Annotated in this window: 19 protein-coding genes; 3 read left to right on the top strand and 16 right to left on the bottom strand. The window is 64.0% G+C overall.

Translation table 11 applies throughout. From position 1 onward, the window contains the following. Positions 1–7 precede the first annotated feature (7 nt). From M8744_RS04030 to M8744_RS04020, 3 genes are all read right to left on the bottom strand, one after another. Positions 8–436, bottom strand: a complete 429-nt coding sequence (locus tag M8744_RS04030) for a universal stress protein (RefSeq protein ID WP_251409776.1) — start codon at positions 434–436, stop codon at positions 8–10. Positions 437–448: 12 nt separating this feature from the next. Next, on the bottom strand, positions 449–3,085 hold the full coding sequence (locus M8744_RS04025; RefSeq protein ID WP_251409773.1) for a TRAP transporter permease: 2,637 nt from the start codon (positions 3,083–3,085) through the stop codon (positions 449–451). A gap of 87 nt (positions 3,086–3,172) precedes the next feature. Beyond that, the gene (locus tag M8744_RS04020; RefSeq protein ID WP_251409770.1) at positions 3,173–4,144 is read right to left on the bottom strand and encodes a TAXI family TRAP transporter solute-binding subunit; all 972 of its coding nucleotides are present in this window, start codon (positions 4,142–4,144) and stop codon (positions 3,173–3,175) included. A 167-nt stretch (positions 4,145–4,311) separates the two neighbouring features. On the opposite strand from M8744_RS04020, the gene M8744_RS04015 reads away from it, so the two are divergent. After that, positions 4,312–5,133, top strand: a complete 822-nt coding sequence (locus M8744_RS04015) for a MurR/RpiR family transcriptional regulator (protein ID WP_251409767.1) — start codon at positions 4,312–4,314, stop codon at positions 5,131–5,133. A gap of 25 nt (positions 5,134–5,158) precedes the next feature. Here the strand turns inward: M8744_RS04015 and M8744_RS04010 are convergent, their stop codons facing one another. Further along, positions 5,159–6,301 carry an alpha-D-ribose 1-methylphosphonate 5-triphosphate diphosphatase gene (locus M8744_RS04010; protein WP_251409765.1) on the bottom strand — a complete coding sequence of 381 codons (1,143 nt, stop codon included), beginning with the start codon at positions 6,299–6,301 and terminating at the stop codon, positions 5,159–5,161. Positions 6,302–6,350: 49 nt separating this feature from the next. Here M8744_RS04010 and M8744_RS04005 point away from each other — a divergent pair, with 49 nt between their 5' ends. Further along, positions 6,351–7,022, top strand: coding sequence for a DUF1045 domain-containing protein (locus M8744_RS04005; RefSeq protein WP_251409762.1), 672 nt, complete (start codon positions 6,351–6,353; stop codon positions 7,020–7,022). On the opposite strand, the gene phnN is transcribed toward M8744_RS04005, so the two are convergent. From phnN to phnG, 7 genes are read right to left on the bottom strand one after another with little or no spacing between them, the layout of a single operon-like run. After that, positions 7,004–7,549 (bottom strand): phosphonate metabolism protein/1,5-bisphosphokinase (PRPP-forming) PhnN, encoded by a 546-nt coding sequence (gene phnN, locus M8744_RS04000; protein ID WP_251409758.1) that lies wholly within the window; start codon positions 7,547–7,549, stop codon positions 7,004–7,006. The genes M8744_RS04005 and phnN overlap by 19 nt on opposite strands. Beyond that, on the bottom strand, positions 7,546–8,229 hold the full coding sequence (phnL, locus tag M8744_RS03995; protein ID WP_251409755.1) for a phosphonate C-P lyase system protein PhnL: 684 nt from the start codon (positions 8,227–8,229) through the stop codon (positions 7,546–7,548). Before phnL ends, phnN begins: the two co-directional genes overlap by 4 nt. A gap of 4 nt (positions 8,230–8,233) precedes the next feature. Then, on the bottom strand, positions 8,234–9,037 hold the full coding sequence (phnK, locus tag M8744_RS03990) for a phosphonate C-P lyase system protein PhnK (RefSeq protein ID WP_251409753.1): 804 nt from the start codon (positions 9,035–9,037) through the stop codon (positions 8,234–8,236). After that, positions 9,034–9,885 carry an alpha-D-ribose 1-methylphosphonate 5-phosphate C-P-lyase PhnJ gene (locus M8744_RS03985; protein WP_251409750.1) on the bottom strand — a complete coding sequence of 284 codons (852 nt, stop codon included), beginning with the start codon at positions 9,883–9,885 and terminating at the stop codon, positions 9,034–9,036. The genes phnK and M8744_RS03985 overlap by 4 nt, the downstream gene beginning before the upstream one ends. A gap of 25 nt (positions 9,886–9,910) precedes the next feature. Continuing rightward, entirely contained in the window at positions 9,911–10,975 is a 1,065-nt protein-coding gene (locus M8744_RS03980) for a carbon-phosphorus lyase complex subunit (protein WP_251409747.1), read from the bottom strand. Then, positions 10,975–11,538 carry a phosphonate C-P lyase system protein PhnH gene (gene phnH / locus M8744_RS03975; protein ID WP_251409744.1) on the bottom strand — a complete coding sequence of 188 codons (564 nt, stop codon included), beginning with the start codon at positions 11,536–11,538 and terminating at the stop codon, positions 10,975–10,977. The genes M8744_RS03980 and phnH overlap by 1 nt, the downstream gene beginning before the upstream one ends. Then, positions 11,538–11,996, bottom strand: coding sequence for a phosphonate C-P lyase system protein PhnG (gene phnG / locus M8744_RS03970; protein ID WP_251409740.1), 459 nt, complete (start codon positions 11,994–11,996; stop codon positions 11,538–11,540). Before phnG ends, phnH begins: the two co-directional genes overlap by 1 nt. An 81-nt stretch (positions 11,997–12,077) precedes the next feature. Between phnG and phnF the strand changes: the two genes are divergently transcribed. Continuing rightward, the gene (phnF, locus tag M8744_RS03965) at positions 12,078–12,809 is read left to right on the top strand and encodes a phosphonate metabolism transcriptional regulator PhnF (RefSeq protein ID WP_251409735.1); all 732 of its coding nucleotides are present in this window, start codon (positions 12,078–12,080) and stop codon (positions 12,807–12,809) included. Positions 12,810–12,817: 8 nt separating this feature from the next. On the opposite strand, the gene M8744_RS03960 is transcribed toward phnF, so the two are convergent. From M8744_RS03960 to phnC, 5 genes are all read right to left on the bottom strand, one after another. After that, positions 12,818–13,435, bottom strand: coding sequence for an LbetaH domain-containing protein (locus M8744_RS03960; protein ID WP_251409732.1), 618 nt, complete (start codon positions 13,433–13,435; stop codon positions 12,818–12,820). 1 nt (position 13,436) lies between these two features. Further along, positions 13,437–14,732: a phosphonate ABC transporter, permease protein PhnE gene (gene phnE / locus M8744_RS03955; protein ID WP_251410047.1), complete on the bottom strand. Its 1,296-nt coding sequence runs from the start codon at positions 14,730–14,732 to the stop codon at positions 13,437–13,439. A gap of 37 nt (positions 14,733–14,769) precedes the next feature. After that, on the bottom strand, positions 14,770–15,636 hold the full coding sequence (phnE, locus tag M8744_RS03950) for a phosphonate ABC transporter, permease protein PhnE (protein WP_251409729.1): 867 nt from the start codon (positions 15,634–15,636) through the stop codon (positions 14,770–14,772). Between the two features lie 69 nt (positions 15,637–15,705). Beyond that, complete coding sequence (gene phnD / locus M8744_RS03945; RefSeq protein ID WP_251409726.1) at positions 15,706–16,605, bottom strand: phosphonate ABC transporter substrate-binding protein; 900 nt, start codon at positions 16,603–16,605, stop codon at positions 15,706–15,708. A 63-nt stretch (positions 16,606–16,668) separates the two neighbouring features. Then, a complete protein-coding gene (gene phnC, locus M8744_RS03940; protein ID WP_251409723.1) occupies positions 16,669–17,475 on the bottom strand; it encodes a phosphonate ABC transporter ATP-binding protein in 807 nt (268 codons plus the stop codon). Positions 17,476–17,594: the final 119 nt, after the last annotated feature.

The following is a 17,594-nucleotide window of genomic DNA, read 5'->3' as shown; positions in this document are numbered from 1 at the left end:
CGTCTTATTATTCTCCACGAACGACGAAAACGGATTGGCGCGCGTGGCGCACCACGCGCGCAGCGTTGGGCCCGAGCAGGTAATCTGCCAGCTCCGGTGTATGCGCCCCGATAACGATAGCGTCCACCTTCAGCTTGTCGGCTGCGGCAATGATCTGGTCATAGATGCGGCCATGCGTGACATGGGGGTGCACATCGACCTCGTCCGGCACGTTCTTGTTGACCCAGTCCGACAGGGCTTCGCCCACGTCGTGCAGGGCCTTCTTCTCGAAGCCCTTGTCGAAGTAGCTGCCCACCATGGACATTCCGAAATCGGGCAGCACGGTCATCACGTGAAGAACGATGTTCGGGCCGCCCAGTTGCAAGGCCGAGGGCAAGGCGCGTGCCCAGCTTTGCTCCGCTGACAGATCGACGGGCAGAAGGATCTTTTCATACATGTGCGGCACTCCTCAGAAAGCGGGCTTGGTCTGGCGGCGGCGCTGCAAGACGATCACAAGGCCCAAAAGCAGCAGCGCGGGGATATAGAATACCTGTTCGGGCATCCGGTCGCGTGGCATCTGCACGTTGGCAAGCCTCACGGGCGTGTCGGAATAGAAATCGAAACTCGACAGCTTCTCGGCCACGGGCGTGCCGAACATCGGCTCCTCCATCCGCACGGTATCGCCTTCCGGCAGCAGCATGAGGCCCGAGTTCTGGATACGCTCTTGCGCGCTGGCGCCCTCGACGGTCATCACCAGCGTGGTTTCGGTCATCGCGCCGGTGTTGAAGTCGGGGCCCGCGATCTGCAGGCGCAGTTCCTGGCCATTGGGCACGTCCGCCAGCACCTCTTCGAAGCGGGCCGGGTCAACCTGTACAAAAGGCGGTTGCACCATGTTCAGCCAGACATTCGGCACGAAAAGCGTAAAGGCCACCAAAAGCAGGGCCGCGCTTTCATGGATGCGCGACCGGGCCAGGAAATAGCCTTGCGTTGCGGCGGCGAACAAAAGCATGGCAAATGTCGCGATGACGAAGACGAAAACCGCCTGCAACACACCCGCCGTGGTGCCCAGATCGACACCGTAAAGGATAAGCGTCGGGTTGAAGATGAACAAGAAGGGCAGGGCGACCGTGCGCAGGCTGTAGAAAAAGGCGGTAAAGCCGGTGCGGATCGGGTCGCCCCCCGACACGGCGGCGGCGGCGAAACTGGCCAGCCCGACCGGCGGCGTCACATCGGCCATGATCCCGAAATAGAACACGAACAGGTGCGCCGCGATCAGTGGCACCACCAGCCCCTCTTGTGCGCCAAGCGACACCACGACCGAGGCCATCAGCGAACTGACGACGATGTAGTTGGCCGTTGTCGGCAACCCCATGCCCAGGATCAGGCTGAACAGCCCGACCAGGACCAGCATCACGAACAGGATGCCACCCGACAGTTGCTCGACCAGGCCGGCCAGTTCCGTGCCGATGGGGGTTTTCGTTACGGTGGCCACGATGATGCCGGCGGCGGCGGTCGCGACGCCAATGCCGATCATGTTGCGCGCGCCGGCGATCAGCCCCTGCACAAGGTCGCCCAACCCGGCGGCGAATTCGGACGCGAGCTGGCCTGCCTGGCCCCGGAACATCGCCTTGAGCGGGCGCTGCGTCACGATGATGAGAAGCATCAGCGAGGTCGCGTAGAACGCCGATTTCGCGGGGCTTTGGCGCTCGACCATCAGGAACCAGACCAGCACCACGATGGGCAGCACGTAATGCAACCCGGTGGCATAGACCTCGGCCACGGTGGGCAGCTTGATCTCGGGGTCGTTGGGGTCGTCTTCCTCCAGGTCGGGGCGGCGCGCGGCCACGGCGATCAGGAACAGGTAGACCGCGGCCAGTGCCAGCATCATGATCGGGCCGGTCAGGCCGGGCAGGACGGCCCGCAAGCCGTTGACAATGTATATCAGCGCGGTAAAGGCGGCGCCGGCCACCGCGAAACCGATGAACAACTTGACCAGCATCCCGACGAAGGACCGGGCCTCGCCCAATGCGGGCATGTCTTTCTTCAGCGCTTCAAGATGCACGATGTATACCAGCGCGATGTAGGAAATCGCCGCCGGGACGAAGGCGTGCTTGATCACCTCGACATAGGAAATGCCGATGAACTCGACCATCAGAAAGGCCGCCGCCCCCATGACGGGCGGCATGATCTGGCCATTCACCGAACTGGCCACCTCGACCGCGCCGGCCTTTTCGCTGGAAAACCCGACGCGTTTCATCAGCGGGATGGTGAAGGTGCCGGTGGTGACAACATTGGCGATGGACGAGCCGGAAATCAGGCCCGTCATCGCGCTGCCCACCACGGCTGCCTTGGCGGGCCCGCCGCGCAGGTGACCAAGCCCGGCAAAGGCCAGCTTGATGAAGTAATTGCCCGCCCCGGCCTTATCGAGAAGCGAGCCGAACAGGACGAAAAGGAAAACAAAGGCCGTGGACACGCCCAGCGGGATGCCGAATACGCCCGCCGTATCCAGCCATTGCGCGTTGATCAGCCCGGTGAAGGAAAGGCCCTCGTGCTCGATCAGTTCGGGGATCAGCCAGCCGCTGCCCATGTAGGCATACAGCAGGAAAAGCGAACCGACGATGGTCAAGGCCGGGCCAAGCGCGCGGCGGCTTGCCTCGAGCAGGATCAGGATTCCGGTGGCACCGATCCAGACCTGCGTTTGCGTGGGCAGGCCCGAACGGGCCGTCATCGCCAACTGGTCCGAGAAAAGGAAAATGTAAAAGGCACAAGAGCCGCCGATGATCAGCAGCGCCCAATCGACCAACGGAATGCGGTCGCGCGGCGAGGACTTGAAGGCGGGGTAGGCCAGAAAAGCCAGAACGATCGCGAATGTAAGGTGGATGGGCCGTGTCTGGGACGAATTAAGCGCGGGCAGATACTCGGCGAACCATAGCTGCGGTTGCGCGATCCATAGCTGGAACAACGACCACGCCAGGGCGAGCCCCGCGATAAGCCCCGCCACCAGTTTGTTGGATGGCGCGCGCGCGCCGCTATCGGTGCTGGCGACAAGATCCTGCAGGTCGTCGTCGCTGAATTGGCGCCCCTGGCGCTGATGGTCGTCCGACATGAAAAACAGCCCTTGCGCTACACATCCCCTGAAACCCGGGCGCGCGGGGCGCGCCCGGGAAAATGTCATGCCGTCAGGCGTGCCGGATCATTCGATCAGGCCGGCCTCGCGGAAATATTTCTCGGCGCCGCCGTGCAGCGGGGCCGACAGGCCGTCATTGGCCATTTCCGCCGGGTCGAGGTTGGCAAAGGCCGGGTGCAGGCTGCGGAACTGATCGATATTTTCGAACACGGCTTTCACCACTTCGTAGACCACGTCCTCGGAAACGTCGGTCGAGGTGACGAAAGTGGCGCCGACGCCAAAGGTCGTCGTGTCCTCGTCATTGCCGCGATACATGCCGCCGGGGATGGTCGCCACGCGGTAGAACGGGTTGGCTTCGACCAGCGCGGCAGTGGCGTCGTTCTCGACATTCACCAGCACGCTGTCACAGGCGGTTGTCGCTTCCTGGATCGATCCCGAGGGGTGGCCCACGGTGTAGATCATCGCGTCGATGTTGTTGTCGCACAACGCCTGGCTTTGTTCTGCGGCCTGCAATTCGCTGGCCACGGCGAAATCATCCATGGTCCAGCCCATTTCGGCCATCAGCACTTCCATCGTGCCCCGCTGGCCCGAGCCGGGGTTGCCGACATTCACGCGCTTGCCTTTCAGGTCTTCGAAATTCTCGATGCCTGCATCGGCCCGCGCAACCACGGTAAAGGGTTCGGGATGCACCGAGAATACCGCGCGCAGCCCTTCGAATGCGCCTTGCTCCTCGAAGCGCGAGGTGCCGTTATAGGCGTGGTACTGCCAGTCGGACTGGGCCACGCCGAATTCCAGCTCGCCGCCGCGAATGGCGTTGATGTTGAACACCGAGCCACCCGTCGACTCGACGCCGCAGCGAATGCCGTGCTCGCTCCGGCCACGGTTCACCAGGCGACAGATCGCGCCCCCGGTGGGATAATAGACGCCGGTCACGCCGCCGGTGCCGATGGAGATGAAGGTCTGCTCCTGTGCAATGGCGCCGGTGGCGCCAAACGCGGTGGCGGCGGCAACAAGCGCGCCAATGATTGGTTTGGTCATATTTTCACTCCCAGTAAAGACAACTTTCTTCGGTGACACATCCAGATGAAACAAGTCATTGCTTTTCGTCAAGCCGGCAATACAAATGTATCAAAGAAAACTCAGCCAGACCGGAGCTTGTCCTGCCCACCGCGTTTACCACCATCGACGACCTGCGCCGCACCTTATTGCAGCTTGCCGCCAATGCCTCGCCCCGTGTCTCCAGCCTGGCGCAATGGCTGGCCGGGCGCCCCGAGGAGCTGGCGTTCAACTCGGTACGCTCGCTGGCGCAACAGTCGGGCGCCAATGCCAACACGGTGGTCAGGCTGTCACGCACGCTGGGCTTTGCCGGATACGAAGAGTGCCGCCGCGCGGTTCAGGATGCCTTGCGAAATACGTCCGAGGTGTACGGGCAGCGCGCCAAGGCCCTGTCGCAAGGCGGGTGCGATGGCGTGTTGACCCGCATCCACGAGGCGGGGCGGCAGAATCTCGATGCCTTGTTCTCGGCGAACGGGCAGGCCGCGATCAATCGGGCGGCTGAACTCATGCTGGGTGCGCGGCATGTGCATGTCATCGGTGTGCGCAGCTGTTTCGCGGTTGCCGATTACATGCTCTACACGGCGCGCATGGCCTTTGACAATTTCGGCGAAAGGGCCGGCGCGCCGGGCGACATCCGTGACCGGATCGGCGCAACCACGCCCGAGGACGTGGTGATGTCGATCACCTTTCCCCATTACTCGGTCGAAACCATTGCCGCGCATGAATTGGCGCAGCGACGCGGCGCGCGCACGATCGCCGTCACCGATGGCCCGGCATCACCCATCGCCCTTGGCGCGGAGGTGCTGATCTGCCCGCAGATGCAAGGGCCGCAACATCTGCCCAGCCTGCTGACGGCCTTTGCCCTGACCGAGGCCATCGTCACCGCGATGGTGGCAAGGTCGGACAGCGCGCCGGACCGCATCATGAGCTTTGAAAAGCGGCTTCTGGAATCCGGTGCCTACAGGGCCTGAGCCGGGGTCGCGCGACACGCCCGCGTCAGGCCACGCGATGGCCGCGGCTCCAGACCCCACGCAGGAACTGCGTGTCGCCCACGCTGCATACCCTGAGCACGTCACCGCGCATCCCGCGTTCAAGGCGACCGCGATCGGCAAGCCCCGCGGCCTGTGCCGGGTTATGCGTCACGCAGCGGATCGCGGCGGGCAGGTCATCCCATATTTCGGCAAGTCGGAAGGCCGACAAGAGCAGCGCCGAGGGCACGTAATCGGACGAGATGATATCAAGCAGCCCCGCATGGGCCAGGTCCCCGGCCGCAACATTGCCCGAGTGAGAGCCGCCCCGGATCAGGTTCGGCGCCCCCATCATCACTGGGATACCCCGCGCGTGGGAGGCGCTCGCGGCCTCTTGCGTGGTGGGGAACTCGGCAAATCCCACGCCGTTCGCGAAAGATTGCTCAACCTGCGCGGCGGTGGTGTCATCATGGCTGGCCAGAACCGCGCCCAGGCGCCGGGCCTCGGCCACGGCGCCCTTTTCATGGGCGTCGCCATGGCGGGCCTGCATCGCCTTGAGATTGGCCACGTGTTCGGCAAACTCGGCGTCGTTCATGTTGCGCTTTTTCGTCACGTATGTCTTGAGCGCCGAGATGTCGCGGAACTGCCTTTGACCGGGCGTGTGGTCCATCAGGCTGACGATGCCGACACGGTCATCGGCATGAAAGGCGGCCATCTCTTGCAGCAGCGTTTCCGAGCATATCTCGGCGCGCAAATGCAGAAAGTGACTGATCTTGAAATGGCCCGAGGCGTTCAGGCCCAGCAACTCGTCGGCCAGTTTGCGCGCATAGGCACCATAGCCCGCCTTTGCACTGTGGATCGACCCGACGCGCAGCGCATCGAAGACTGTGGTGATCCCGGTCGAGGCCAACTCGGCGTCATGCGCCAGCAACGCGGGCACATGCGGCCAGTCGACCTTGGGGCGCGGCTCGATGTGCCGTTCGAGGTTGTCAGTATGCAGCTCGATCAGGCCCGGCATCACGTAATCGCCCTGGCAATCAAGCGCGCCACGCGGCACGTCGTCACCCTCGACGATGCTTTCGATTCGACCATCGGCTATGATGATCTGCCCGGTGATCACGCGATCGGGCAGCACCAACCGGGCATTGGCGAGGTGCAGAACCTCTGACATGGAAGTGTCATGGGCCTGTGCCACATGGGATGAAACGAAAGGAGAGTTCATGTCATTCACTCGCTATGCGATTTATTTTGTGCCGCCCGAGGGCGGGCTGGCGGATTTCGGTGCGCGGTGGCTGGGATGGGATGTGGGTACGGGCCGCGAGGCGCCGCAATTCAACCTGCCCGGACTTGATGACGTGACGATGACACCGCGCAAATACGGTTTTCATGCCACGCTCAAACCGCCATTTCGCCTGGCGCCTGGGCGCAGCTTGGTGGAATTGCGATCCGCCGTCGAGGCGCTGGCCACCACCACGGCCCCCGCATTGGCCGATGGTCTGGCCTTGTCGCGGCTGGGCCGGTTTCTTGCCCTGACGCTTGATGGCGATGCCAGCGCGGTGTCGCGTGTCGCCGCGCGATGCGTCGAGGCGCTGGATGATTTCCGCGCGCTCGCCGGTGCCGAGGACCTGGCGCGCCGGCGCAAGCCCGGCCTGTCGGCCCGCCAGGACGAGCTGTTGCTGCGCTGGGGCTACCCTTACGTGATGGAGGCATTCCGCTTTCACATGACCCTGACCGGGCGCCTGTCGCCCGACCAGGCTGCGCATTGGACACAGGCCGTGCAGGCGCATCTGCCCGACATGCCGCGCCCCTTCCGGTTGGACCAGATCGCCCTTGTGGGAGAGCGCGCGGACGGGATGTTCGAGCTTGTCCAACGTTACGACCTTCGCGGTTGAAGCGCGGCAAGCGCCCGGGCCACGGTGTCGTCCAGCGGGCCGTCATTGCGGATCGTGATGGCGGCAAGCCCGGCGGGCAGCGGTTTTTCCGCCTGTGCCAGGCGCGCGGCGATTTCGGCCTGCGGTTCACGCCCGCGCCCGGCCAGGCGGTGCGCCAGGGTGTCGGCCGAGGCGGTTATGTTCAGAACGCTCAACGCGGGAAACACCTGCACCGCGTCGGCCAGGGCCCCGCGTGAGAAATTGGCCAGGCAATCGGTGCCCGCGCGCACATCGTCAAGCACGTCGGCAGGTATGCCATAACGCAGCCCATGCGCCGACCAGTGCACGCAGAACGCGCCGGCGCGGGCCATGACGTCGAATGCCTCGGGGGTGACCGCGTCATATTCTTCGCCGCCCAGCCCGGGCGCGCGCGTGATGGTGCGGCGCACCAGCCGCAAGGCGGGGCAGGCACGGGCCAGCCCCGCCATCACGCTGTCCTTGCCGACACCGGATGGCCCGACGACCGCGATAAGACGCCCGCTGCTCATGCTGCCCGGGCCGGGGTAAAGCGGCTGACGTCCAGCTCGCGGTCGCAGACGCGCGCCCGCGCGGCCTCGTCGTGGAAAATCCCGATGATGGCGGCGCCGCGGGCCTTGGCCTGCTCTATCAGCGACAAGACCACCTCGCGGTTGGCGGCATCGAGGCTGGCGGTCGGCTCATCCAGCAGCATCGCGGGGTAGGGGTGGGCAAAGCCCCGCGCTATATTCACCCGCTGTTGTTCACCGCCCGAAAAGGTGGTCGGCGACAGCGCCCAAAGCGGCTCGGGAATGTTGAGCCCCGTCAAAAGCTCTTGCGCGCGGGCCCGCGCCGCCCGGGATGGCTGGCCCAGCATCCGCAGCGGTTCGGCCACCACGTCAAGCGTGGATACGCGGGGCACCACCCGCAGGAACTGGCTGACATAGCCCAGAACCTCGCGCCGGATGCGGATGACCTCGCGCGGTTCGGCTTGCACAAGGTCGACGCCGCCGACAACGATCGAACCGGATTGCGCCATGTAATTGCCGTAGATCATGCGCATCAGGGTTGATTTGCCCGCGCCCGAGGCGCCGGTGAGCGCGACGCATTCGCCCGGTTCCACCCGCAGGCAGACATCGTGAAGCACCTCTATCACGGCGCTGCCCTGATTGTGCAGGGTAAAGGTCTTGGAAACGTTGGAAAGGTCAATCATCGGATCACACCTGCAAGACAGAGCTGACAAGAAGTTGGGTATAGGCATGTTGCGGGTCGTCCAGCACGCGGTCGGTCAACCCGCTTTCGACCACGTGGCCCGATTTCATCACCATAAGCCGATCTGCCAGCAGGCGCACCACCGCCAGATCATGGGTAACGATGATGGCAGACAGCCCCATGTCGCGCACCAAGCCGCGCAACAGGTCGAGCAAGCGCGCCTGTACGCTTACATCAAGGCCGCCGGTCGGCTCGTCCATGAACACCAGCCGCGGCCCGGTGACCAGGTTGCGCGCGATCTGAAGGCGCTGCTGCATCCCGCCCGAGAACGTGGTCGGGCGGTCGTCGATGCGGTCCGTGTCGATCTCGACCCGGCCCAGCCAGTCAACGGCCTTTTCGCGGATGTCGCCATAATTCCGCGCGCCCACGGCCATCAAGCGTTCGCCCACATTGCCGCCCGCGCTGACCCCCATGCGCAGCCCGTCGCGGGCGTGCTGGTGGACGAAAGCCCAGTCGGTGCGCGACAGCATCCGCCGTTCGGGTTCGGACATGGTGACAGTGTCGCGCGGGCCGCGGTCTTGTTGTGTGTTGCCGTCATGGCTTGAGGGCGCGCGGGTATCAAAGACCACCGCACCTGCATCGGGCGCCAAGTGCCCGGCCAGGCAATTCAAGAGCGTCGACTTGCCCGAGCCGCTTTCGCCCACGATCCCCATCACCTCGCCGGGGTAGAGATCGAACGACACATCGGCGCAGCCGATATGCGCGCCGTAGCGTTTGGTGACGCCCTGAACAGAGAGAAGGGGTGTCATGCCGCATCCTTTCCGCGATGGCCCTGCGCCTGGCGCGCCTCGCAATAATCGGTGTCGGAACATACGAACATCCGCCCGCCGGCGTCGTCCACGATGACCTCGTCAAGATAGCTGTTGGTCGCACCGCACAACCCGCACGGATGATCGGCCTTGCTCGGGTCGAACGGGTGGTCCTCGAAATCGAGGCTGACAACCTGCGTATACGGGGGCAGGGCATAGATGCGCTGCTCGCGCCCGGCACCGAAAAGCTGGATCGCCGCGCAATCGCCAAGTTTCGGGTTGTCGAATTTCGGGATCGGCGACGGGTCCATCACGTAGCGCGCCTCGACCCTGACGGGATAGGCATAAGAGGTGGCGATATGGCCGTGGCGGCTGATATCTTCGTACAGCTTCACGTGCATCAGGCCGTATTCCTCAAGGCTGTGCATCTTGCGCGTTTCGCTTTCGCGCGGTTCAAGAAAGCGCAACGGTTCGGGGATCGGCACCTGGTAGACCAGGATCTGACCCTCGCGTAGCGGCACCTCGGGGATGCGGTGGCGCGTCTGGATCACGGTTGCCTCTTCGGTATGGGTGGTCGTCGCGACACCCGCCGTGCGTTCAAAAAAACCACGGATGGACACGGCGTTGGTGGTGTCATCCGCGCCCTGGTCGATCACCTTGAACCGATCTTCTGGGGTCAGCACCGCGGCCGAAACCTGCACGCCGCCGGTGCCCCAGCCATAGGGCATGGGCATTTCGCGGCTGGCAAAGGGCACCTGGTAGCCCGGTATCGCCAACCCCTTGAGGATGGCGCGGCGGATCATCCGCTTTGTCTGTTCGTCGAGATAGGCAAAATTGTATTCGGTCATGCTTGATCCTCCGACCACGAGCGGGTCATGCCCCGGCCTCGCGGCGCAGTTTGCGCACAAGTTCAAGTTCGGACTGGAAGTCCACGTAATGCGGCAGTTTTATGTGCTCCAGGAAACCTGTCGCCTGGATGTTGTCGGCGTGGTACAGCACGAATTCCGCATCTTGCGCGGGCGCGCCGACATCGTCTTCGCCCAGTTCCTGCCAGCGCAACGCACGGTCGACCAGCGCCATGGAAATGGCCTTTCGCTCGGTCTGGCCAAAGACCAGCCCATAGCCACGGGTGAATTGCGGGGGTTCGGTTTTCGAGCCGGTGAACTGGTTGACGGTTTCACATTCGGTCAACGTGATCTCGCCAATCTCGATGGCGAACCCAAGCTCGGGAATGTCCATTTCGACCGCGACCGCGCCGATCCGCAACTCGCCCACGAAAGCGTGGTTGCGCGCGTAGCCCCGTTGCGTCGAATAGGCGAGGCCCAGGATAAAGCCCTCGTCGGCGCGCGTTAGCGCCTGCAGGCGCAGCGCCCGGTCGGCAGGCATTTCCAGCGGCTCGCGCGTCAGGTCGGGCGGTGACGTGTCGTCGGGCACCGCCTCTTCGATCAGACCCTCGCGATTCAGAAAGGCCGTGACATGCGGAACCGCCTCTGGCGTGGCCGTGCGTTCGGGCGCTTCGGGCGCGTCACCTTCGGCGGCCAGTTTGAAGTCGAGCAGCCGGTGCGTGTAGTCGAATGTCGGGCCAAGGACCTGGCCGCCGGGCAAATCCTTGAACGTCGCCGATATGCGGCGATCACAGGCCATGGCGCCCGTATCCACGGGTTGCGACACTCCGAAACGGGGCAAAGTCGTGCGATAGGCCCGGATCAGGAAAATCGCCTCGATCAGATCGCCGCGCGCCTGCTTGATCGCCAGCGCGGCAAGGTCGGGGTCGTAAAGCGACCCTTCGGCCATCACGCGGTTGACCGCGAGGCTTTGCTGTTCGCGGATCTGCGCGACCGAGAGTTCGGCGATTGCGGTATCGCCGCGCCGCTCTTCGGCAAGCCAGGAATGGGCGTTCGCGATGGCGCGTTCGCCGCCTTTGACTGCAACATACATCAGCGCACCCGTGTTGTCCGTGGCAGGGCCGCGACGCGGTCCCCGCATGTGAAAAGGAAATCCAGCCCCAGTGGAAACCGCGCTGCGTTGTCGCGGAAGGCCTGGGGGTCGGGCAGAGATAGCGCGGCGCTGTCGCGGATGCCGGGGCCTGTCAGCGTGGCTCCCTTGGTGTCGAGCGTGTCGCATTCGACGATCAGGGTGGCCGAGCGGTCGGGATAGTCGGGCGTGCCGACGGGAAAGCCCGACAGCGGCGCCAGCGCCTGCCACGTGCCGATGGCAAAGGCGCAATTGGCTGCATCGGCCAGCGGGGCGCCGGTGTGAAAGGCCACCCAGGCGCGCACGGCGGCGCAATCGGCATCTCCGGCCAGGTAAAGCGGTGTTTCGGTGTCACACAGCGTCAGCAACACCGCACCGGCGGCAGCCGACAAGGGCGCGGGCGGTGTGGCGCCGGCCAATTGGTGCAACGTGCCCGGTCGTGCCATCGCCTCCATCACGCCGCGAAAGGCGTGGGCGGCATCTGCGGGCGGGTTGGCAAAGCCACCTTCAAGCGTTTGAGCCTGCATCAGTCTTCCCCCCGGACCATCGTGAAAAAATCGACCTTGGTCGCGGCGGCCTTGGCCGCGCGTGCGGCCCTGGCCTGCTGCATGTCGGCCTCTAACGGGGCCAGAACCCGCGCGCGCAGGTCATCGGCCGCGCCGGTCTGCATCAGCGCATCCACCAGCGCCGCGGCCTCGGCATCGGCTTTTCCGCGGCCCTGGACATAGCCGTGCCCAAGCGCGCCACCGTCAAGGGTCAGCGCGCAGCGCGTCACCGTCATCTCGCCCAGGTTGAAGGGGGCGCCCGTTCCGCCGGCGCGGCCTCGGACCATGACGCTGCCGGTTTCGGGCGCACGCAGCCAGGTGAAATCAGGCCGCGTCATCGCCGCATCGAGCAGCGCGGAAACCCGGCCCGGCGGCGCCTTTGCAATAAGGCTCATCCAGGCCTTGCGGTCACTTTCGTTCGTGTCGGTGGTATCTTTCATCTCGACAACTTCGCTTTATCCTATACAACTAGACTAATCATAGCAGATTCCTTTCGGGCCAACAGTGGAGATTTGTGAAACTTGCGTGACAATGCGAAAGCCGCGCGTGGGCGCACCCCGGTCTGGCAGGCCATCGCCGCTTCGCTGCGTGGCGATATTTCCGAAGGGCGCTACGTGGCGGGCGACAAGTTGCCGACCGAGGCGCAACTGGCCGCGCGCTTTGGCGTGAACCGGCACACCGTGCGCCATGCCTTGTCGCAGCTTGTGGCCGACGGGCTGGTGCGCACGCGGCGCGGGGCCGGGGCCTTTGTCGCCGCACGGCCCACCGATTACCCGATTGGCGAGCGGGTGCGGTTCCATGAAAACCTGCTTGCGGCAGGGCGTCGCCCCGACCGGCGTGTTCTCAATATCGAATGTCGCGCGGCAACCGCTGGCGAGGCGCGCGCGCTTGATATCGAAGAGGGCGCGCCGGTCTGCGCCTATCATGGGCTGTCACTGGCCGATGATGCGCCGATCGCGCTGTTCGAAAGCGTCTTTCCGCTGGACCGGGTGGCCGGAATCGACCGCCACTTAGGCGAAACCAGCAGCGTGACCGAGGCGCTGTCGCGGGCAGGAGTGGCCGATTACACCCGCGCCTCGACCAGGCTGACGGCGATGCGCGCCGATGTAACCCAGGCCTTGCATCTGCATCTGCGCGAGGGAGATCCGCTGTTGCGAACAACCAGCGTCAATGTCGATGCCGCGGGCCAGCCGGTAGAGTATGGCCGAACTTGGTTCGCGGGCGATCACGTGACCTTGACGCTTGAGCATTGAACGCCGCGCTATCGCTCGTAGCGTTCCAGGAACGTCTCGGCGTCGAGCTTGCGAAAATCGTCCAGTGCCGCGCGCAGCGCATCATGCGGCCAATCCCACCAGGCCAGCGCCACCAGGCGCGCCGCGATTTCGGGCGGTTGACGGTCGCGCAACGGGCGTGCCGGGTTGCCCGCGACGATGGTATAGGGCGCCACATCCTTGGTCACGACCGCCCCCGCGGCCACAACCGCGCCGTGGCCCAGCGTGACCTCGGGCTTGATCATGGCCGCATGGCCGATCCAGGTGTCATGCCCGATCCGCGCGCGCCGTGAGGTGCGATGCGCAAAGAAAGTCGCGTCGTTCTGCACGTCGTCCCAGTAATCGGCGGAGCGATAAAGGAAATGATGGCAAGCCGCCGTGTCCAGCGGGTGATCGGTGGCGCCGATGCGCACGAAACTGGCGATATTGGCGAATTTTCCGATCTCGGCATTGGCTATGTCGGCGTAGCGGTCGCAATAGCTGTAATCGCCGACCTGGCTGTGTGCGATGCGGCTGCCGGCGCCGATTTCGCAATAGGCGCCAAAGCGGCTTTCGGTGATGGTGCAGCCGTCATGTATGACCGGTGCGTCAGGTTTCAGCCGTGCCATTTCAGCCCCTTCGCCCGATCAAGCGGCCGCGCAGCCAGCCCGAGAACCAGTCCATCAACATGACCATGGCGATCACTAGCACGATGTAATACGAGACCTCCTCCCAGTCCTTCTGGGTCTGGATCGCCTGTGTCAGCATCAAGCCGATACCACCGCCCGTGATCGCCCCGATGACGGTGGCGCTGCGGGTGTTGGATTCGAGGAAATACAGCACCTGGCTGAGCAGAACCGGCATGACCTGCGGGATCACGCCGAAACGATAACGCTGTATCGGGTTGGCCCCGGTAGAGTTGATTCCTTCGATCTGCTTTTCGTCCACGTTTTCCAACGCTTCCGAGAAGATCTTGCCGAAGGTGCCGGTATCGGTCACCAGGATCGCCAGCGCGCCTGTCATCGGACCGGGGCCAAAGGCGCGCGCCAGGACCACCGTCCAGATCAGGGCATCGACCCCGCGCACGAAATCGAATACGCGGCGCACGGCAAAGCGGGTCGCGGCAAGGGGGGCAAAGCGCTTGGCAGCCAGAAAGGCCAGTGGCAAGGCCACGATGGCGGCGCCCATCGTGCCGAGAAACGCCATCAGGATCGTTTCGCCAATAGCCCAGGCCACGTCGGCATGGCGCCACATCGGGTTGGTCCAGAAATCCTGCCAGGCTCCGGCCAGGTTGCCGCGCTCGGGGTCGATGCGGTCGCCGAACAGGATCTGACCCAGGCCCTGCCCGTGATAGGGGCTATCAAGGCCGAACCAGAACAGTTCCCAGCCAAGCGAATAGCGGAAAACCTCGGTGCGGGCTTTCGTCACGATCACGCGGCCCGCATCTGTTGTGATGGTCACGCGCGCATTGCTGGCGTTGATCCAGTCGGGCACATCCTGGCCCGGCACTTGCAGGTCGATCCCGCTGCGCGCGGCGGTGATGGCGATCGTGCCATAGCCGGGCACATCAAAGCGGGTGTTGGGCCCGTCGATGCTTACCCGGTGCCCCTCTGGCAGATCGACAACCGCGCTTTCCGGGCCGGTCAGTTCAACCCAGTCGGGGGTTTTGCCTTCGGGGTATAGCCCCTTGTTTTCGCCTTCGACGGCGATGCGCATTCCGCCGTTGCGATTGTCACGGGTGACATGGGTCTTGTAGCTGTACGTGTCGGCGACCAGAACCGCGGCGTTGTCCATCCGGGCGCGTTCGGCCAGGCCGGGCACGTCGAAGGCAAAGAAGACGTAGACCATGTAGGCCAGGATGACGGCGGGAAAGCCGAAGGCGGCCCAGCGTTTGCCGGCGATGCGGCGCACCGCGCCTTGCTGCATGGCCGAGATGTCGGGGGCTGCGAGGGTGGCTGTCATGTCAGTGGCTCCCGGTCAGGCGGTTGCGGTAGTGGCTTGAAATCTGGTCGACCGCGACGATGGTCAGGAACAGCAGGATGAAAATCGCAGCCACCTCGTCATAGCGGCCCTGGCCCCAGCTGAAGGCGTTCTTGAGGTCGTACCCAATCCCGCCCGAGCCGACGAAACCAAGGATGGCCGAGGCGCGGATGTTGATCTCGAAACGCAGCAAGGCATAGCTGAGGTAATTCGGTGCTACCTGCGGTATCACGCCCAGGACCATGCGCTGCCCCCACGTGGCGCCCACCGATTCCAACCCTTCGACGGGCTTGAGAGAGGCGTTCTCGTTCACCTCGGAAAACAGTTTGCCAAGCGCCCCGGCGGTGTGAATCGCGATAGCGATCATGGCCGGAACCGGCCCGCCGCCAAGGACGAAGATCAGCACAAGCGCGATGACGATTTCCGGCACGGCGCGCGAAATATCCATCATCCGGCGAAACAGCCCTGTCAGTCGCGGCCAGCGGGCCAGCCCGCGCGTGGACAAGAGTGAAAGCAGGATGGCGGCCAGCGCCCCGATCAGCGTCGAGGCCGCCGCGATATTCAGGGTTTCGATCAGCGAGGGAAGGTAATTCACCATCAGGCCCGGAATATTCGCGCCGTTTTCGGCCGCTTCCGCGACCACTTCGGAGGGGAAGTCGAAGACATTGGTGATACCGTTCCAGAAACCACCGGCGTTGCGCCCGTCCGCGACAACGAAGCCCGACGCCATGAGCGCGACGAAAACGACCAGCAAGATACCGCCATACATGCGTTTGCGGTGGGTCATCTCCATGTAGGCGCTTTGGATATCGGCTGTCGTGCCGCCCCCGCCCAGTGAAACATCCGTCATGTCTGTCATCCCCTGCAAAAAAAACCGGCCCCCTTGCAGGGACCGGGTGAAATGGCCTGTGATCCGGCCTTACATCTTGGACTTGCGCGCCTCGATGATCGAGGTGTAGGCATCGTGGTCGATCGGCTGGAAGCCGAGCGCATCACCGGCCATGAAGTTATAGGCGCAATCCGGATCCATGTAGGGCAACGAGGCAGTCAGCGTGGTGATGTCCAGCTTGACGCGCTCGGGCAGGTCCTTGCGCAGCACGATCGGACCCTCGGGGATCGGCTTGGATTTCCAGATCTCCACCAGCTCGTTCATGTCGACGAGGCCGGCATCGCTGGCCTTGCGCAGCGCGCCCGAGTTATAGCCGTCTTCCCATGCGCCCATGCCGTCGGCCCATGTCACGCCGGCATCGACATCGCCGTTGTAGACGGCGACGATGGTCTGCTCATGCCCGCCGACGAACTTGACCTCACCAAAGTAATCGCCCGAGTCCATGCTGGCGTTGACTTCGCCGGGGATCTCGATCGAGGGGATCAGGTAGCCGCTGGTCGAGTTGGGGTCGCCGAAGGCAAAGACCTTGCCTTCCATGTCGGCCAGCGAGGTGATGCCGCTATCGGCCCGCGCGAAACCGATCGAATGGTAGCCGTAGGAGCCATCCATGTTGGTCTTGACCATGATGGGTTCGATCGACTCGGGGTCGGTCAGGTACGCCTTGGCATAGGCCGATGCACCCAGCCAGGCCATGTCGATGGTGCCGCCCAGCAGCCCCTGGATCACGCCGTCATAGTCGGCCGGGGTGAAAAGCTTGGTGGGAACGCCCAGCAGTTCTTCTGTCTTGGCGCGGAAACATTCGTTCGATGTCATCCGGTCCTGCGCGTTCTCGCCGCCCAGGATACCGATGCGGAATTCGCTTATTTCCTGTGCTTGGGCGGCCCCCACGAGGGCAGTTGTAGCGAGCGCCAGTGCAATGGTCTTTTTCATCAGTCTCTCCATTGGGTTCGATGAAAGGTTGATTTTCCGCCCCGTGGCGGAGGCTTCCCTGGATCAGGCCGGTGCGAGATCGCCCTGCTTGCCCAGCGTTTCGATTGCGGTGGAGGTAGCGGCCTCGGAAAAATCGGCGCCGGCACCGTAGATGTCGCGCGCGACACCGGTTGTCAGTTGCGCGGGCGTGCCATCGAACACGATGCGCCCGTCGCGCATGCCGATGACCCGGTCACAGTATCGCCGCGCGGTATCCAGCGTGTGCAGATTGGCGATCACCATGCGCCCGTCTTCTTCGTGGATGCGGCGCAGCGCATCCATAACGATCTGGGCGTTCATCGGGTCAAGCGAGGCGATCGGCTCATCCGCGAGGATGATCGCCGGGTCTTGCATCAGGGCCCGCGCGATGGCCACGCGCTGCTGTTGGCCACCCGACAGATCCTCGGCCCGCTTGGAGGCCTGCTCTGCGATGCCCAGCCGGTCGAGTATCTCGATCGCCTTGTGGATATCGCCTTGCGGGTAAAGGTTGAACATTGTCGCAAAAGTCGAGCGACGGTTCAGCGTGCCATGCAAGACGTTGGATACAACGTCCATTCGCGGCACCAGGTTGAACTGCTGAAAGATCATCGCGCAACGCGCTTGCCATGCGCGCCGGGCCGTGCCGGTGAGGCGCGTGACCTCGGTGCCTTCGTAAAGCATCTGTCCGTCGCTGGCATCGTTCAGACGGTTGAGCATGCGCAAAAGCGTCGATTTGCCAGCGCCCGATCGCCCGATGATGCCGATCATCTGCGGCTCGGTCACGGTGAAGGTGGCCGCGTCGACGGCGGTTTTGTCACCGAACCGTTTTGTCAGCGATTTGATCTCCAGCATCGTATTCCCCTTGTGTTGCAGCGGTGGCTACGGGGAAATTGCAAAGCTGGTGCGACAGTTTTGAATCGCTGATGCGAAGAAATGATTACAAAGTTGTGACAGGCGTCCGCGCGGTTCGG

Source organism: Lutimaribacter degradans (assembly GCF_023703375.1).
GTDB lineage: Bacteria > Pseudomonadota > Alphaproteobacteria > Rhodobacterales > Rhodobacteraceae > Lutimaribacter > Lutimaribacter degradans.
Note: the sequence above shows the minus strand (reverse complement) of the source record. Positions and strands in the feature narration are given on the sequence as shown.

What these genes read in the sequence shown, in the direction of transcription:
- M8744_RS04030 (WP_251409776.1), bottom strand. Translation starts at nt 436, where the DNA reads ATGTATGAAAAGATCCTTCTGCCCGTCGATCTGTCAGCGGAGCAAAGC.
- M8744_RS04025 (WP_251409773.1), bottom strand. Translation starts at nt 3,085, where the DNA reads ATGTCGGACGACCATCAGCGCCAGGGGCGCCAATTCAGCGACGACGAC.
- M8744_RS04020 (WP_251409770.1), bottom strand. Translation starts at nt 4,144, where the DNA reads ATGACCAAACCAATCATTGGCGCGCTTGTTGCCGCCGCCACCGCGTTT.
- M8744_RS04010 (WP_251409765.1), bottom strand. Translation starts at nt 6,301, where the DNA reads ATGTCAGAGGTTCTGCACCTCGCCAATGCCCGGTTGGTGCTGCCCGAT.
- M8744_RS04005 (WP_251409762.1), top strand. Translation starts at nt 6,351, where the DNA reads ATGTCATTCACTCGCTATGCGATTTATTTTGTGCCGCCCGAGGGCGGG.
- phnN (WP_251409758.1), bottom strand. Translation starts at nt 7,549, where the DNA reads ATGAGCAGCGGGCGTCTTATCGCGGTCGTCGGGCCATCCGGTGTCGGC.
- phnL (WP_251409755.1), bottom strand. Translation starts at nt 8,229, where the DNA reads ATGATTGACCTTTCCAACGTTTCCAAGACCTTTACCCTGCACAATCAG.
- phnK (WP_251409753.1), bottom strand. Translation starts at nt 9,037, where the DNA reads ATGACACCCCTTCTCTCTGTTCAGGGCGTCACCAAACGCTACGGCGCG.
- M8744_RS03985 (WP_251409750.1), bottom strand. Translation starts at nt 9,885, where the DNA reads ATGACCGAATACAATTTTGCCTATCTCGACGAACAGACAAAGCGGATG.
- M8744_RS03980 (WP_251409747.1), bottom strand. Translation starts at nt 10,975, where the DNA reads ATGTATGTTGCAGTCAAAGGCGGCGAACGCGCCATCGCGAACGCCCAT.
- phnH (WP_251409744.1), bottom strand. Translation starts at nt 11,538, where the DNA reads ATGCAGGCTCAAACGCTTGAAGGTGGCTTTGCCAACCCGCCCGCAGAT.
- phnG (WP_251409740.1), bottom strand. Translation starts at nt 11,996, where the DNA reads ATGAAAGATACCACCGACACGAACGAAAGTGACCGCAAGGCCTGGATG.
- M8744_RS03960 (WP_251409732.1), bottom strand. Translation starts at nt 13,435, where the DNA reads ATGGCACGGCTGAAACCTGACGCACCGGTCATACATGACGGCTGCACC.
- phnE (WP_251410047.1), bottom strand. Translation starts at nt 14,732, where the DNA reads ATGCAGCAAGGCGCGGTGCGCCGCATCGCCGGCAAACGCTGGGCCGCC.
- phnE (WP_251409729.1), bottom strand. Translation starts at nt 15,636, where the DNA reads ATGACGGATGTTTCACTGGGCGGGGGCGGCACGACAGCCGATATCCAA.
- phnD (WP_251409726.1), bottom strand. Translation starts at nt 16,605, where the DNA reads ATGAAAAAGACCATTGCACTGGCGCTCGCTACAACTGCCCTCGTGGGG.
- phnC (WP_251409723.1), bottom strand. Translation starts at nt 17,475, where the DNA reads ATGCTGGAGATCAAATCGCTGACAAAACGGTTCGGTGACAAAACCGCC.